This window comes from Lentibacillus juripiscarius (assembly GCF_042685205.1).
GTDB classification, from domain to species: Bacteria; Bacillota; Bacilli; order Bacillales; family Amphibacillaceae; genus Lentibacillus; species Lentibacillus juripiscarius.
This window is the reverse complement of the sequence record NZ_JBHUNA010000017.1, coordinates 71,321-86,879: the sequence shown is the minus strand read 5'-3', so window position 1 is coordinate 86,879 and position 15,559 is coordinate 71,321. Positions and strand designations below refer to the sequence as shown.

The window sequence follows — 15,559 nt, the reverse complement described above, 5'->3', positions numbered from 1 at the left end:
TATGCCTTAATAGGGCACGTGCGGTTTGATGAGGGGGTAGCCTTGAGAAAGGTTACCCTACTCTATTTAAATCAAAAGATACACAAATTTTTAACAACGTCAGAAAGTATAAATTATGGATGACCTTATAAGTAAAACTAAGCTTTCACTATAAAGATTTGGTGAAAGCCAAGTTTTTCTAACGAAAGCTCCCAAAAATAAGCTCGGATATGATATAGTAATACAAAATTCTGTGAAGGAGGAAGTCACATGCGTTACATGACAGCCGGTGAGTCCCACGGCAAACAGCTGACTACGATCATTGAAGGAGTTCCCGCGAACATGCCGCTGCTCCAGGAGGATATTAACCAGTCATTAATCCGGAGGCAAAAAGGCCACGGACGCGGCAAAAGGATGCAAATAGAAAAAGATATGGCAGATATTACAAGCGGTGTGCGGCATGGTTATACGCTCGGATCACCGATATCACTCGTCATACATAATGATGATTTTAAACATTGGGTCGATATTATGGGAGAAGATCCCATCGATGACAATAAAAAGTTGCGGCGGACTGTGTCACGGCCAAGACCGGGCCATGCCGATCTGAATGGAGCGCTCAAATACGGTCACCGCGATATGCGGAACGTCCTTGAACGATCATCGGCCAGAGAGACGGCGGCGCGTGTGGCAGCCGGTGCAGTTGCTAAAACATTGCTCAAACAGTTGGGAATCACCGTCGCTGGCTATGTGAAGGAAATTGCCGGAATTACTGCAGCCGAAAACAGCTCTCTCTCCATTGCGGACAGACAGCGAATTTCCGAGGAATCACCTGTCCGGACACTTGATGAAGATGTGGAACAGCAAATGATGGATGCTATTGATCAGGCCAAAAAGGATGGGGATTCCATCGGCGGCGTTACGGAGGTATATGTGGAAGGATTGCCTGCCGGCCTTGGCTCCTATGTGCATTATGACCGTAAATTGGACGGAAGAATTGCAGGTAGTGTTATGAGTATTAATGCATTTAAAGGTGTGGAGTTTGGACTGGGATTCGAAGCGGCCCGAAAAAATGGCAGCCAGGTTCATGATGAAATTGCCTGGAGTGAGGAAGATGGCTATTACAGGAAAACAAACCGTCTCGGTGGGTTTGAAGGTGGAATGACAACAGGTATGCCGCTGGTAGTTAAAGGAGTAATGAAGCCAATTCCAACGCTCTATAAACCACTTCAAAGTATTGATGTCGAAACAAAAGAACCATTCAGCGCCAGCATTGAACGATCCGATTCCTGTGCCGTTCCCGCAGCGTCTGTTGTGATGGAACACGTGGTGGCCTTTGAACTTGCAAAAGCAATAACGGAACAATTTCCGCATGATCAGTTCCCGAAATTGCAAAAAGCCCTCGATGATTACCGTGAAGAGATCAGGTGTTTCTAATGGACGTTCTGAAAGTGCAGGCGTCCGCTAAGACATATCCTGTTTATGTGGAGGAGAACCTCCGCCATCATGTCAGCCGTTTTTTGCCTAGTGAATACACAGCAATTCTGATTATCACAGACGAACATGTCAGCAATTGCTATCTGGAGGATGTCAAACAAGGGTTATCCGACCACCGTGTTTATACGCACATCATACCAGCAGGAGAAAAAGCAAAAAGCATTGATATTTTTTATGAGATTCATACGAAGGCAATTACATGCGGATTGGACAGGCAATCACTGATTATTGCACTTGGCGGGGGCGTTGTTGGCGATGCTGCTGGGTTTGCTGCCGCAACATTCATGCGGGGAGTCGGTTTTATTCAGATGCCAACGACAATCCTTGCCCATGACAGCAGTGTGGGCGGAAAAGTTGCCATTAACCATGAGCAGGGAAAAAATTTGATCGGGAGTTTCTATCCGCCCGATGCAGTTATTTATGATATACAAACATTGCACACGTTAAGCAAGCAGGAAGTGCGATCAGGCTACGCGGAACTGGTTAAAGAGGCACTCCTTGCTGATGCAAACTTTTTTCAGGAACTGATGAGCCAGCGTCTGTCGTCACTTACCAATCGCCAGCTTGCCGAACATTTGACGAAGGGGATTCGTATTAAATCGACCATCGTTGAACAGGATGAACGGGAATCAAGCGTTCGTAAATTTCTCAATCTTGGCCATACACTGGGGCATGCATTGGAAGCTATGCTCGGTTATGGAAAGTGGACGCACGGGGAACTTGTTGGTATTGGGTTATTATTTGCAATGCGCGTGAGCGAAAAAGAATATGCTACAGTACTGCCGTTTGAAAAGCTGTATACATGGCTTAAGGATAACGGGTATCCACTGAAATTGCCTGTGCTCGATCCACATGACATCCTTGCAAAAATGAAGCTGGATAAAAAGGCATTTAACGCTGCCGTCCAGATGGTTTTACTAAAGGATGCCGGACAGCCTGAAATGGCCGAGGTGAGTGACGCAGAATTACTGGATTTCCTTGAATCATTTCTGGAAGAATTAGCACAAGATTATCACTAGATGGGGGGAGCAGAGAATGAGAAATAAACAAGTACTTGAAGAAATGACACCGTACAAACCTGGCAAACAAATAGACGAGGTAAAAAAAGAATATGGCCTGAGCCGAATTGTAAAACTTGCGTCAAATGAAAATCCTTATGGACATTCAGAACATGTCGATACATACCTCGCTCAGGCAGCAATTGGCTATCACTTTTATCCGGATGGGTATACGTCCGAGCTGCGGAAAACAGTTGCCAAAAAATGGAATGTATCGGAAAGTCAGCTACTGTTCGGGAATGGTACAGATGAGATTATCCAAATGATTAGCCGTGCCTTTTTATACCCTGGTGTAAACACCGTTATGGCTACCCCAACATTCCCGCAGTATAAACACGGTGCACAAATTGAGGGTGCCGAAGTGGAAGAAATTCCATTAATCAATGGTGCTCATGATTTAGACGGGATCCTGGAGGCTATTGATGATAAAACAAACATCGTATGGCTGTGCTCACCGAATAATCCGACAGGGTGCGTCATACCGAGAGATGACTTTTACGCATTTATGGATAAGTGTCCGTCAGACGTGCTGGTTGTACTGGATGAAGCTTATTTTGAATATGTGAGCGGTGATGTTCAGCCGAATGTCCTGGATTATCTCGATAACTATGACAACCTGATTGTTCTACGTACATTTTCCAAAGTATATGGACTGGCAGGTTTAAGGGTTGGATATGGCATTGCGAACGAACCTCTCATTAGGAGACTTGATGTTGTCAGAGGACCGTTCAACACATCGTCGCTTGCACAGAAGGCAGCATCAGTGGCTATCGGGGATGATCGTTTTGTCGAACAATCTGTCAGCAGGAATCATGCCGTCAAACAATCGTTTGAGCAATTTTTGGATTCCATCGATTGGCACTATTTTGAATCACATACTAATTTTCTGCTCATTTCGACACCAGTAAGCGGTGAGCGAACATTTCGGCATTTGTTGGAGAATGGTTTCATCGTCCGAGCCGGTGAGGGAATAGGTGTCCCCAATACCATTCGGGTGACAATTGGAAACGAAGCTGATATGGAGCAGCTGAAGGAAATTCTGCACCAAATGCATCTTAAACTGGAGAAGGGGCAATCATTGTGAGGCGGACCATTTTTATCATTGGATTAGGATTAATTGGCGGATCACTGGCCAAGTGTCTTGCCAAATCAGAAGCCAACCACGTTATAGGATATGATATAAACCAGAAAACAATTGAGTTTGCCCGGATAAATGGCATTATTCATTCAGCTAGTTCCGATATAGCTGCAGCAGCTAAAGAGGCTGATTTGATTATTCTGGGCACACCGATAACGGAAACAATCGAAATCATGCACACACTGGATACAATTACGTTTGATCGAGATGTCATTATCAGTGATGTATCTTCAGTTAAAAAACCGGTTATGGAAGCGGCAAACTGTATGCAGAACAGCCGGATACAATTTGTGGGCGGGCATCCTATGGCGGGTTCCCATAAGAAAGGAGTCAAAGCAGCAAAAGGACATCTTTTTGAAAATGCGATCTACGTATTGACACCAGCCGAAACTTGTCAGCCCCAAACGGTCCAGCAATTGCAGGATGTGCTGGAAGACACCAAGAGCAACATCATTGAGCTCGAGCCAAATGAACACGACGAGATGACTGGTGTTATTTCCCATTTCCCACATCTGGTCGCATCGGCGCTCGTTCAGCAGGCGAAAAAATGGCAGGAGACGCATGCATATATTCCTAAACTGGCAGCCGGCGGATTCCGTGATGTGACCCGGATTGCCTCCAGCAGTCCGGAACTCTGGCAGGATATTTTCTGTCACAATAAGCAGAAAATGGTGCAGCTGATTGATGACTGGACAACAGAAATGACAGATTTAAAACAAATGCTGCTTGAACAGGATAAAGAACAGCTCACATCCTATCTTAAGCATGCAAAAGAGTACCGTGATGGGCTTGGTGCAAAGAAAAAGGGTGCTATTCCCGCATTCTATGATCTTTATGTGGATATACGGGACCAGACAGGTGCCATCGCCTCCGTTGCCAATTTGATTGCAGAGGAAAACGTCAGCATTACCAATATACAAATCCTTGAAATTCGTGAAGGGATCACAGGTGCTTTACGTCTTAGTGTATCAACGAAAGACGAGCAGCAAAAAAGCTATCAGCTCTTGCGGGATAAAGGATATGATGTAATGCTTGAAGAGTAGCAGGAAAAGGGAGGGAACATAATGAAAGAGATGGCACTGGCACCCGTTTCATCACCGGTTACAGGTGAATTGCAGGTGCCTGGAGACAAATCCATTTCACATCGGGCCATTATACTCGGCTCACTTGCAGCTGGCACCACAACCATTACACAATTTCTGATTAGCGAGGATACCAGGCGCACAGTCGAGGCTTTTCGGCAGCTGGGTGCAGAAATCGAGGAAAATGAAGCATCGCTGAAAATTCATGGCCATGGTCCAAAAGCTTTACATGAACCGGAAGAGCCGATTTATTTTGGCAACTCAGGGACAACTGCCAGACTGATGCTGGGGGTTCTGGCCGGATTGCCGTTTTTCACTTCAGCATACGGGGATCCCCATTTAACACGGCGCCCAATGGATCGCGTTGTAGATCCGCTGTCGGTAATGGGCGGAAATTTTGACGGGCGGAACAACGGGAGCTACTTGCCGCTTGCAGTGAGAGGCGGAAACCTTAACGGCATTCATTACAAACTTCCAGTAAAAAGTGCACAAGTGAAATCCGCCGTTTTATTGGGTGGATTGTTTGCAGAAGGGACAACCGAAGTCATCGAGGATACACCATCACGGAACCATACGGAAACTATGCTCCAGGCATTCGGTGCAGATATAACGGGCAGTGACCGCCATATACGGATAACGAACAGTAAATCTTTAACGGCAACAGATGTGACCGTTCCCGGTGATATTTCTTCCGCCGCTTTTTTCATGGCTGCGGCTGCAATTGTGCCTGGAAGCGAATTGACCCTTCGCCGCGTTGGTCTCAACGATAGCCGGACAGGAATAGTGGATGTCTTGTCCGAGATGGGTGCACGGGTCAGCATTGCCAATAAACAAACAGCTGGCGGTGAAACGTTCGGTGATATCACGATTACTCATCGCCCGTTAAAAGGTATTGTCATAGAGGGAGAAATCATCCCACGACTGATCGATGAGATTCCGGTAATTGCTCTCATGGCAACGCAGGCTGAAGGGGAAACGTTGATCCATGATGCGGAAGAGCTTCGGCTGAAGGAAACTGACCGAATTCTAGCAACGGCAGACGGACTGAACAGGATTGGCGCAAACATTGAACCTACAGATGACGGAATGATTATCAAAGGCAAGTCTATTTTGACAGGAGGGCAGGCAGAAGCACGTCATGACCACCGTATCGCTATGATGCTTGCAGTAGCTTCTTTGATTGCCAAACAAAAAGTCATCATTGATGATGTATCATCCATTGCCATCTCCTATCCCGACTTTTTTCAGCATCTGCACAAAATAACGAGAGAGTAAAAAGGATCTGCCCGCCCAGGCAGATTCTTTTCTGATTGAATAAAAAAAATGTATTCTGTATGATGAAAAGGATGAATGAGTACGACAGCAGAAAGGATGTTCCTGATGGACACCACCATAATGGAAGCAGTCAATTTAATGGAAAGCAAACAAATGGAAAAAGCAATATCCCTTCTTGAAGACTTTCTCCCCAAAGCTGATGATGAAGAGAAATTCACAATTGCTGAATTATATGTCCAATGGGGATTTTTGAACGAAGCAGCGGATATTTTAGACGAATTAATGCACCGTTTCCCTAACGAGAATGAAATAAAAATCATGCTCGCTGACGTATATATTGAGCAGGATAATGATGAAGAGGCCATCAATCTGCTAAACGAAATTGAAGAAGATGATCCGGCTTATGTACAGACCCTGCTGCAGCTGGCGGACTTGTATCAGGCACAGGGTTTATTTGAGGTTGCTGAGCAAAAGCTGCTCACCGCGAAACACCATGAGCCGACTGAACCAATCATTGATTTTGCACTTGGGGAACTACTGTTTTCAAACGGCGATTACAGGCAAGCCATTACGTACTACGAAAAAGTGCTTCCTATCACAAAAGAAATTGATCACGTATCTGTCAATGACCGGCTTGCCGAAGCGTATGCAGCATCCGGGGAATATGAAATGGCGCTGGACATTTACCAGGATATTGACAGCGAAGATCCGGATACTTTATTTAAATATGGCTTTACCGCGTTACATGCCGGGCGCCGCGACATCGCCATTAAAGCTTGGAAACATGTGATTGAACAGGACATGTATTACCATACTGCTTATTATCAATTGGCAAAAGCCTACGAATCAGAAGAAATGATCCAGGAAGCATACGATACAGCTTTACAGGGTATTCAAGTGGATGAGTTCAATAAAGAGTTGTACTTTTTCGCCGGTTCTATGGCCCATCAGCTGAACAATGATGAAGAAAGTGAAAAATGGATGCGTGAAGCCATCACACTTGATTCTGATTACAAAGAAGCTGTACTGTTTTTGATCGAACTTCTTAAACAGCAGGACAAAGAAGAAGGCATTATCGAATTATTGACGGAGATCATCCAAACCGGGGCAAAAGATTCACTGTACGAATGGGAGCTTGCACGTGCCTATAATGAAACAGAATCATATGACAATGCATTAAAACACTATAGAGAAGCATATAATAGCTTAAACCAAGACAGTGACTTCCTGAAAGAATTCGGCTATTTCCTTACTGAAGAAGGGAGGATTGACGACGCCATTCAATTGTTTGACGCGTATTTGCGCATACAGCCACTTGATGCGGACATAGAAGAATATGTATCCCGTCTAAAAAGTACTCGAGACGCTTGATCAATCCAAATGGATAGTTAGGGAGGGTATCCTGGTAAATGCAGACTCCTGTTTCCGTGCAAGACAAAAAAAGTTTTATTCAATGGTTCTTAAACCATTATCAGTTAAAAAAACGGGAGAGTGTGTGGATTCTGAACTATATCGTCAACCATAAGAATCTGCTGGAAAACATACACTTTGTCCGTGAGGCAAAATACTGCCCAAGAGGGCTAATCATGACCAGCCACTGCTCAGAAGAGGTTCCATTTCGTTTTTATAAAAAACAGCTTGTCACAACTGATGCCGAAAAGTCATTCCATGATATACGCATGAACCAGCATGAGCCATTATATATCCAATTGAACTTCAATCGGTCACATCAAAACAGTTATTATGCGGCAGTACTGGTCGAAAACCCATTTATTCCAGACGATTATTTCATTACCAAGCATGATAGAGATACCGCAAAACAGATACTGGATCTGACGGTGCATGAATATCAGCGTACGGCATTAAAGAGAAAAATTGACCGTGCGCTTGATGAAAGAGACCAACAAACGTTTTTCGAACTTGCTGAACAGCTTGACGGCATTGACCGCATGAAATCAAATCAGCCTAATTCCTGATTGGATAGGTTGATTTTTTTTTGTTTCCTAAGCATAATAAATAGACGTGACAATTTCTTGTTAATTGCAGAATAGACAGAAGGGCAGGGAGTATACTATGAAATGGATAAAAAAAGATCTGCAGCAATTTATCCAGGCAAAAGAATTCGTCGACACAGCAATCGTACCACTGCTTCCTTTTCAATTATCAAATGATGCAAGCCTTGAGAAGGACGCTTTCCAATCAGAAGCACTATCTGTATTTTTGCGTGAACTGGAGAAGGAACTTACCGGCAGGGTGATGCTGGCACCCAACTACCATTATGTAAAAACAGCTGATAAAGAATCGGAATTAGATCGCATCGGGAAATGGATAGATGATGTACAGGCCCAGCCTTTCCGCCATGTTTTTTTTATTACGTCTGATTCCGGTTGGAAAAAGAATGAACAGGCACTGCCTGGGACAATGATATGGCTTCCTGTAACCGGTGGCGAATCCGACCAGGGGACGATGCAGACGGTTATCCGTGAGCATGTACAAGAGGTCAGCGAACTGATCAGGAGCTATTGGAAAGATGACTCGAAATCGTAACCAGTGGATTCAGCTAATGTGAACGGCCGGTAATGCTTACTTCTTCTGTTCTTCTAGAATTAATAGAAGCACAGGGGATTTATATTGACCCGTCACACAGTTTGCGCTATCATGGTATTGTCCTAGTAATCTGATTTAAATAAGCTTGTCCGTGAAAAATGTATAGAGGGGGGTAAAATCATGAGCGAAGACAAACAACCAGTATCCCGTCGGCAATTCCTGAATTATACGCTAACAGGAGTGGGCGGCTTTATGGCAGCTGGTCTGATGGTTTCACCACTGCGTATGGCGATTGACCCAGTGCTTCAAGAAAGTTCGGCTTCCGGTGACTTCACTAACGTTAAACTTGCTGTTGAAGACATTACAGATGAACCGCAGCGTGTGGACTGGGAAATCAACCAAGTAGATGCTTGGTACGAATCCAAAGTGGGTAAATCCGCATGGGTTTATAAAGACGAAAATGGCGATATAGTTGCACTTTCCCCGATTTGTAAACACTTGGGCTGTGTTGTTTCATGGGAAGGCAGCGATGATCATCCAAATCAGTTTTACTGCCCATGTCATGACGGACGCTATTATAAGGATGGCATGAACGTTCCAGGAACACCACCAACAGCCGGACTGGATATTTACGAGCACAAAGTTGAAAACGGTATGTTATTCCTTGGAACAGCACAGCCAAGAGAGGAGGCGTAATAAGAGATGCTGCAAAAGATTTATGACTGGATAGACGATCGCGTAGATATTACGCCTATATGGCGTGATATCGCGGACCATGAAGTACCTGAGCATGTTAATCCGGCCCATCATTTTTCTGCTTTTGTTTATTGCTTTGGGGGATTGACATTTTTCGTAGTTGTCATCCAGATCCTATCAGGTATGTTTTTGACCATGTATTATGTGCCTGATATCGAAAATGCATGGCGTTCTGTTTATTATTTGCAGACAGAGGTTGCTCACGGCCAGATTGTGCGAGGCATGCACCACTGGGGCGCAAGTGTGGTCATTGTAATGCTTTTACTACATACATTGCGCGTATTTTTCCAGGGCGCGTATAAAAAGCCGCGTGAACTGAACTGGATGGTTGGGGTACTCTTGTTCTTCACCATTCTGGGACTTGGTTTCACAGGATATCTGCTGCCTTGGGACAATAAAGCGTATTTTGCAACTGAGGTCGGATTGAATATCGCACAAGACGTCCCTATTATCGGCGACGAAATTAAAACCTTGCTTGCCGGGGATGAAGAAATTGTCGGTGCACAGACACTGGCCCGATTCTTTGCGATTCACGTTTTCTTCCTGCCTGCAGGATTGTTCGCCTTATTGGGCGTACACTTTATATTGATCAGAAGACAGGGAATTTCCGGACCACTATAATACAAAGGAGGTTAAGCTGTGCATAAGGGTAAAGGAATGAAGTTCGTCGGGGATTCGCGTATATCCTCGGAACGCAAATCAACTATACCAAAAGATTATTCAGAGTATCCCGGAAGAACAGAAGCATTTTGGCCCAACTTCTTATTAAAAGAATGGCTGGCGGGCTCTGTATTTTTGGTCGGCTTTTTGTGCCTTACACTGGCTCACCCGGCTCCACTGGAAAAAATGGCTGACCCTACTGCTGCCGGTTATATACCATTGCCGGACTGGTATTTTCTGTTCCTCTATGAACTGCTGAAATATGATTTTGCCAGTGGACCTTATATTTTATTCGGTATTTTGATAATACCCGGACTGGCATTCGGGGGACTATTTCTGGCGCCTTTCCTTGACAATGGACCGGGCAGACGACCGCATCGGCGTCCGATTGCAGTCGGCATGATGCTTCTGGCGCTCACTTCCACGATATGGCTGACCTATAAATCAGCATCGCATGTGGACTGGGAGCAGCGGGCAGAAGCAAACAAACCTATTCCGCCGTCAGAGGAAGTGCAGATTGATAAAGAATCGGAAGGATATGCCCTTTATGAAAGTAACTGTATGAGCTGTCACGGCGAAGACATGCAGGGTGGTGCAGGGCCGGCACTAATTGGCATAGACAAATCCACAGATGAAATCAAAACCATTGCACAAGAAGGAATAGGTTCCATGCCACCGGGACAGTTTAAAGGATCTGACGAAGAACTGCAGAAACTGGCAGATTTCATCGTATCCGTTAATGAAAAGTAAAATGAACGTGTTTTATAAAAAACACCTTTGCCAAGACCGATTGGTGAAGGTGTTTTTTATACGTTACGACAGTATAAAACGTTTGTTAAGCTTCTCGTTATCGTCAAAAAACAGCTGTTTTCTTCCTATGTTTATTCATAAAGGCTCTTTTCGACTTTGTTGTTTTTCCTGCGTAGTTGATCTAAACTGCGACACGACTTTTTAGATGTCTCTCCCTAATTCTATCGGGACTGAGTGCTAGTTAATCGCTGCGGAAAAATACTCGCTTTCACCACTCCGGGTACAAGTGCGACATCTGCTCAAGCTTCCTTTGGTCGTATTCGCAGTGTCTTCTTTGCCGCGGGGAACGCTTCAGCCTCCCCGTTCGTCCCTCACTGCGGGGTCTTCAGACTGTTCCTTTCCCGCAGGAGTCTCGCATTTTTCTGCAGCTTGGTGTTGTGTTCTGTCCTAGTGAGAGAAAAGACTGCTGAATTTTTTTCTCGGGCTTCATCCTTCCAATATGCAGAATTTCAGTGCCAGCGGAGGCAATATACGCAGACTCCTATGGGAACAGCACGCGTCCGAAGACCCCGCAGGAAGCGGTTTTTGCTTCCGAGGAGGCTGAGGCCGTGCCCATGGAAAGCGAAGTATATTGCCGGAGCGGTGTCTTAGCACTCACATTTTTTCACAGTACGTCGCAGTTTATAAAAATTGTTCAACAGGGTTTCATTCTCTAGAATGACGCAAAAAGCAACAGTCTTCTAGAAAACATCCATCATAAAAGAAGGGATCTTGGACATGCTGAATTACATCCTCACCGACAAACGGTTTTTACTTATCTTGTTTTGGGTTAATTTATTCGGTACGGTTTATGGCTTTTATTGGTACCGGTTTCAGTTGTATCAGACACCGGAAATATTTTTGCTGTTTGTCCCGGATAGTCCAACAGCAAGTCTGTTCTTCACTATATTTTTACTATTTTTCCTGTTTAACCGGAATGTACCATATATTGAAGCACTAGCGATGATTACTTTATTCAAATATGGTGTCTGGGCAGTTGTAATGAATGTGCTAACATTGATGGCGGACGGTGCACTTGGCTGGACGGGGTATATGCTTATGCTTTCACACGGAGCGATGGCCATTCAGGGTCTGCTGTATGCACCTTTCTATACGATTAAATTACGGCATATTGTTGTTGCTGCAGTCTGGACCTTGCATAATGATGTCATTGACTATGTATTCGGACAGATGCCAGTGTATGATTCGATTGATGCGTATATGAATGAAATTGGCTACTTTACTTTTTGGCTCAGTATTCTGTCGATATCCATCGCTTACTGGCTCACAATCAGACGGAAAAAAGCGAACGCTTAGCTGTTATATGTTGGGAAACCTGCACATACATTAGTAGTGAAAGATGTTATGTGAGGTGACCCCCGTGAATAGAACTTTTACTTTAAGGCGTATGCTGATTGCTGCTATAGGCATATACTCCTTCCTGCTGATGAATGCACCAACCATTGTTTCTGCACGGCAACTGTATGCAGCTACAGAGACAGCCGGCGATGTCAAAATGATCCCTTTCTACTGGATTGTAGGAATCGTTGGCGGGTCTATTGCCATCACATTAACGTATGTCGGCTGGAAAAAATATAAAGGAGAGGAAAAGAAGCAGTCGGACGACGATGCTAACAGTTGACTGGAGACTGTTTTTTGACTATAATTGACCTTATAAGAATACCGTAATCGATGGAGGAATGACAATGATAGGTGGGCTAGGTGGCTATTTAGTATATATTGCACTATTAATGATTATACCGTTATGGGCGCAATCCAAAGTGAAAAGCACGTATAAAAAATATTCCAAAAAGGCAACATCATCCCATATGACTGGTGCGGAAGTTGCCCGTAAAATTCTTAATGATAATGGCATCTTTGATGTACAAGTTAGGGAAACAAAAGGGTTCTTGTCTGACCATTATGATCCAAGGAAAAAAACAGTGAACCTTTCACGCGATAATTTTCATGGTCAGTCCATGGCATCATCCGCCATTGCAGCACACGAAGTCGGCCATGCGATTCAGGATGCACAGGATTATGCATTTTTGCGTTTCAGATCTTCACTGGCTCCTGCAGCAGCAAAGGGATCAAATATTTCGTTTTTCCTATTATTTGCCGGCATTATTTTTAACATGTCAGAAATGCTTCTGCTTGGGATTATCTTCATGTCAGCAGCAGTGCTGTTCCAGTTAGTCACATTGCCGGTTGAATTCGATGCGTCCAACCGAGCCATGACACAGATGATTTCAACCGGGATTATTCGGAATAATGAAGAACGGGAAACCAAAAAAGTCCTGAACGCCGCTGCCATGACATATGTGGCCGCCGCGCTTGTAGCTGTTGCAGAACTGGTCAGATTTATCTGGATCTACACCTTAAGCAATGAATAATAATAACCACTGGAAGGGACGGCAATTAAATGTCGTCCTTTTCATATCTATAATCGGCTGCTAAACGTAAAAAGTGTCATATTATTAATGAAGTATGACACTTTTTTCATCCGGTATTCGATTACAGTTATAAGAAGGGGATTCTTTGTAAGTTTAATGATTTAACGGATTTTTATTTTCATCCAGGGTAAACCCTTCTCCAGCCACATCATGTACGGAACTGACTGCAACAAAAGCTTGAGGGTCGATATCGTTAATAATATTTTTCAGTCTGACAATTTCATTTCTGCCGACGATGCAATACAGCACGTCCCGGTCTTCGCCTGTGAAGCTTCCTCTTCCATTCAGTACAGTTACGCCACGGTCCATTTCCTTAATAATATTTTGAGCTATTTGATCATTTTTACCGGAAATAATCGTAGCTCCGCGCGCTGCATATGCGCCTTCCTGGATAAAATCAATCACTCTGGCGCCAATATAGACTGCAACTAGGGTATACATGCCCTGCACCATGTCAAGGAAAGTGAAAATGGACGTTGCGATGACACAAAAGTCGAAAAGGAACATCGTCCGGCCCATGCTCCAGCCCACATATTTATGGACGATTCTAGCGATGATGTCAACGCCGCCCGTTGTACCACCATAGCGGAAAATGATACCGAGGCCAATTCCAATGAATACCCCTGCGAACAGTGCGACCAATGTCATATCAGACTGCAGACCCATCTGGAACGGGTTGATTTGAAAAATATACAGGAATAAGGATACTGCCAGCGTACCAATGATGGTGTATAAAAATGTATTGCGGCCAAGGAACTTCCATCCGATGAAAAAGACAGGCACGTTAAGGACGATATTGGAAATAGCAGGGTCCCAGCCCCAAATAAAATAAAACAAAAGTGTAATACCAGTAAAACCGCCTTCACCGAGGTTGTTCTGCATATTAAAATGGACAATGCCAAATGAAAAAATAGCAGCCCCAAACAAAATGAAAGCAATATTTTTCAGTTTTAATCCAAAAACCATCATTGTTCCCTCCAATCATGTGCGTTTACCGTAAAATCTGACTGCACTTTTACTATTATAGACAATTTAGTCGTAAAGAACAATGCAACTTTAGCCTTTATGATTTGTCAAATGGATGCCTTTTAGCTACCATAATAGGAGATTGTATCAAATTAAATCAGGATAGGAGCGTTCTATATGCCGGCACCGGAACAACCGATATACGACACAAGCGAAATCCAGGATAGAGTCGATCGATATATAGGACAATTTAAAGAGGGCTATTTTTCACCGCTCAGTTTAATGGCAAGACTGAGTGAAGAAACCGGGGAATTTGCCCGTGAGGTTAATCATTTTTATGGGGAAAAACCAAAAAAAGCTTCTGAACAGCCAAAGACAATGGAAGAGGAGCTTGGTGATGTTCTTTTTGTTCTGACATGTTTCGCTAATTCACTCGATATCGATCTCTCAGAAGCATTCGACAGATCCATGCGGAAAATTGAAACAAGAGACAGCAACCGATGGACAAAAAAAGATTAACAATTTCCAACCCGCTCAGTTCAGACAGGAGGCTAAGCAATGACTAAAAAAATAATTATAGCAGGTCCACGCGGAAAAATGGGCAACGAAGCCGTACATATGGTAGATGGCGATACATCATTTGAGCTTGTCGCTTGCATCGACCGCACAAATGGCGGAAAACAAATGAAAGACATAGAGGGACTCCCGACTTTGCAAATTCCAATATACGAAGATCCGGAAGCTTGTTTTCAGGAAATTGACGCAGATGTGTTTATTGACTTAACTGTCCCTGGTGCAGGCTTCGAACATACAAAACTGGCTTTATTATATGGGATACATCCGGTTGTCGGCACATCGGGTTTTTCGGATGACCAACTCGAGGCTTTGAGGGATTTGTCGATGACACATGGGACAGGCTGCATTATTGCTCCAAATTTTGCTGTTGGTGCTGTTTTAATGATGCAATTTGCCAAAACAGCTGCAAAATATTTACCTGATGCAGAAATCATCGAGAAACACCATGACCAGAAATTGGACGCACCTTCAGGAACAGCGGTCAAGACAGCCGCTATGATGCAGGAAACACGGGAAAGCAAGCAGCAGGGACACCCGGAGGAAAAAGAAACTCTTGAAGGTGCCAGAGGGGCTGAAACGGACGGAATTCATATCCACAGTGTCCGGCTTCCGGGTCTCGTTGCACATCAGGAAGTGCTTTTCGGTGGTCCCGGGCAGGGACTGACAATCAGGCACGATTCCTATAACCGCGCCTCATTCATGGAAGGGGTTAAACTTTGTGTCCAGAAAGTAACCGATCTGGACAGGCTTGTTTATGGGCTGGAAAATATACTGGATTAGGCG

General features: G+C 44.3%; 17 protein-coding genes. 16 read left to right on the top strand and 1 reads right to left on the bottom strand.

Annotated features, from left to right (window positions below; translation table 11 throughout):
- Positions 1 to 249: 249 nt before the first annotated feature.
- The 14 genes from aroC to ACFSUO_RS07740 all read left to right on the top strand — a co-directional run bounded on the left by aroC (position 250) and on the right by ACFSUO_RS07740 (position 13,174).
- The gene (gene aroC / locus ACFSUO_RS07805; RefSeq protein ID WP_382392775.1) at positions 250 to 1,416 is read left to right on the top strand and encodes a chorismate synthase; all 1,167 of its coding nucleotides are present in this window, start codon (positions 250 to 252) and stop codon (positions 1,414 to 1,416) included.
- Positions 1,416 to 2,495, top strand: coding sequence for a 3-dehydroquinate synthase (aroB, locus tag ACFSUO_RS07800; protein ID WP_382392773.1), 1,080 nt, complete (start codon positions 1,416 to 1,418; stop codon positions 2,493 to 2,495). The genes aroC and aroB overlap by 1 nt, the downstream gene beginning before the upstream one ends.
- A 16-nt stretch (positions 2,496 to 2,511) precedes the next feature.
- Entirely contained in the window at positions 2,512 to 3,618 is a 1,107-nt protein-coding gene (gene hisC, locus ACFSUO_RS07795) for a histidinol-phosphate transaminase (RefSeq protein WP_382392771.1), read from the top strand.
- A complete protein-coding gene (locus tag ACFSUO_RS07790) occupies positions 3,615 to 4,715 on the top strand; it encodes a prephenate dehydrogenase (protein ID WP_382392769.1) in 1,101 nt (366 codons plus the stop codon). The genes hisC and ACFSUO_RS07790 overlap by 4 nt, the downstream gene beginning before the upstream one ends.
- A gap of 21 nt (positions 4,716 to 4,736) precedes the next feature.
- Positions 4,737 to 6,029 (top strand): 3-phosphoshikimate 1-carboxyvinyltransferase, encoded by a 1,293-nt coding sequence (aroA, locus tag ACFSUO_RS07785; RefSeq protein ID WP_382392767.1) that lies wholly within the window; start codon positions 4,737 to 4,739, stop codon positions 6,027 to 6,029.
- 105 nt (positions 6,030 to 6,134) lie between these two features.
- Positions 6,135 to 7,400, top strand: a complete 1,266-nt coding sequence (locus ACFSUO_RS07780; protein ID WP_382392765.1) for a tetratricopeptide repeat protein — start codon at positions 6,135 to 6,137, stop codon at positions 7,398 to 7,400.
- 38 nt (positions 7,401 to 7,438) lie between these two features.
- Positions 7,439 to 8,005, top strand: coding sequence for a ReoY family proteolytic degradation factor (locus ACFSUO_RS07775; RefSeq protein WP_382392763.1), 567 nt, complete (start codon positions 7,439 to 7,441; stop codon positions 8,003 to 8,005).
- A 97-nt stretch (positions 8,006 to 8,102) separates the two neighbouring features.
- Positions 8,103 to 8,576 (top strand): DUF2487 family protein, encoded by a 474-nt coding sequence (locus tag ACFSUO_RS07770; RefSeq protein WP_382392761.1) that lies wholly within the window; start codon positions 8,103 to 8,105, stop codon positions 8,574 to 8,576.
- 180 nt (positions 8,577 to 8,756) lie between these two features.
- On the top strand, positions 8,757 to 9,272 hold the full coding sequence (locus ACFSUO_RS07765; RefSeq protein ID WP_382392759.1) for a QcrA and Rieske domain-containing protein: 516 nt from the start codon (positions 8,757 to 8,759) through the stop codon (positions 9,270 to 9,272).
- 6 nt (positions 9,273 to 9,278) lie between these two features.
- On the top strand, positions 9,279 to 9,953 hold the full coding sequence (qcrB, locus tag ACFSUO_RS07760) for a menaquinol-cytochrome c reductase cytochrome b subunit (protein ID WP_382392757.1): 675 nt from the start codon (positions 9,279 to 9,281) through the stop codon (positions 9,951 to 9,953).
- Between the two features lie 18 nt (positions 9,954 to 9,971).
- Positions 9,972 to 10,742 carry a menaquinol-cytochrome c reductase cytochrome b/c subunit gene (locus ACFSUO_RS07755; RefSeq protein WP_382392755.1) on the top strand — a complete coding sequence of 257 codons (771 nt, stop codon included), beginning with the start codon at positions 9,972 to 9,974 and terminating at the stop codon, positions 10,740 to 10,742.
- 777 nt (positions 10,743 to 11,519) lie between these two features.
- Positions 11,520 to 12,098: a DUF1405 domain-containing protein gene (locus ACFSUO_RS07750; protein ID WP_382392753.1), complete on the top strand. Its 579-nt coding sequence runs from the start codon at positions 11,520 to 11,522 to the stop codon at positions 12,096 to 12,098.
- Between the two features lie 64 nt (positions 12,099 to 12,162).
- Positions 12,163 to 12,423: a sporulation protein YpjB gene (locus ACFSUO_RS07745; protein ID WP_382392751.1), complete on the top strand. Its 261-nt coding sequence runs from the start codon at positions 12,163 to 12,165 to the stop codon at positions 12,421 to 12,423.
- A gap of 64 nt (positions 12,424 to 12,487) precedes the next feature.
- The gene (locus ACFSUO_RS07740) at positions 12,488 to 13,174 is read left to right on the top strand and encodes a zinc metallopeptidase (protein ID WP_382392749.1); all 687 of its coding nucleotides are present in this window, start codon (positions 12,488 to 12,490) and stop codon (positions 13,172 to 13,174) included.
- A 153-nt stretch (positions 13,175 to 13,327) separates the two neighbouring features.
- Here ACFSUO_RS07740 and ACFSUO_RS07735 read toward each other — a convergent pair whose 3' ends face one another.
- Positions 13,328 to 14,200 (bottom strand): YitT family protein, encoded by an 873-nt coding sequence (locus tag ACFSUO_RS07735; RefSeq protein ID WP_382392747.1) that lies wholly within the window; start codon positions 14,198 to 14,200, stop codon positions 13,328 to 13,330.
- 177 nt (positions 14,201 to 14,377) lie between these two features.
- Between ACFSUO_RS07735 and ACFSUO_RS07730 the strand changes: the two genes are divergently transcribed.
- Together ACFSUO_RS07730 and dapB are read left to right on the top strand one after the other, a co-directional pair.
- A complete protein-coding gene (locus ACFSUO_RS07730; RefSeq protein ID WP_382392745.1) occupies positions 14,378 to 14,719 on the top strand; it encodes a nucleotide pyrophosphohydrolase in 342 nt (113 codons plus the stop codon).
- A gap of 39 nt (positions 14,720 to 14,758) precedes the next feature.
- Positions 14,759 to 15,556 (top strand): 4-hydroxy-tetrahydrodipicolinate reductase, encoded by a 798-nt coding sequence (dapB, locus tag ACFSUO_RS07725; protein WP_382392743.1) that lies wholly within the window; start codon positions 14,759 to 14,761, stop codon positions 15,554 to 15,556.
- Positions 15,557 to 15,559: the final 3 nt, after the last annotated feature.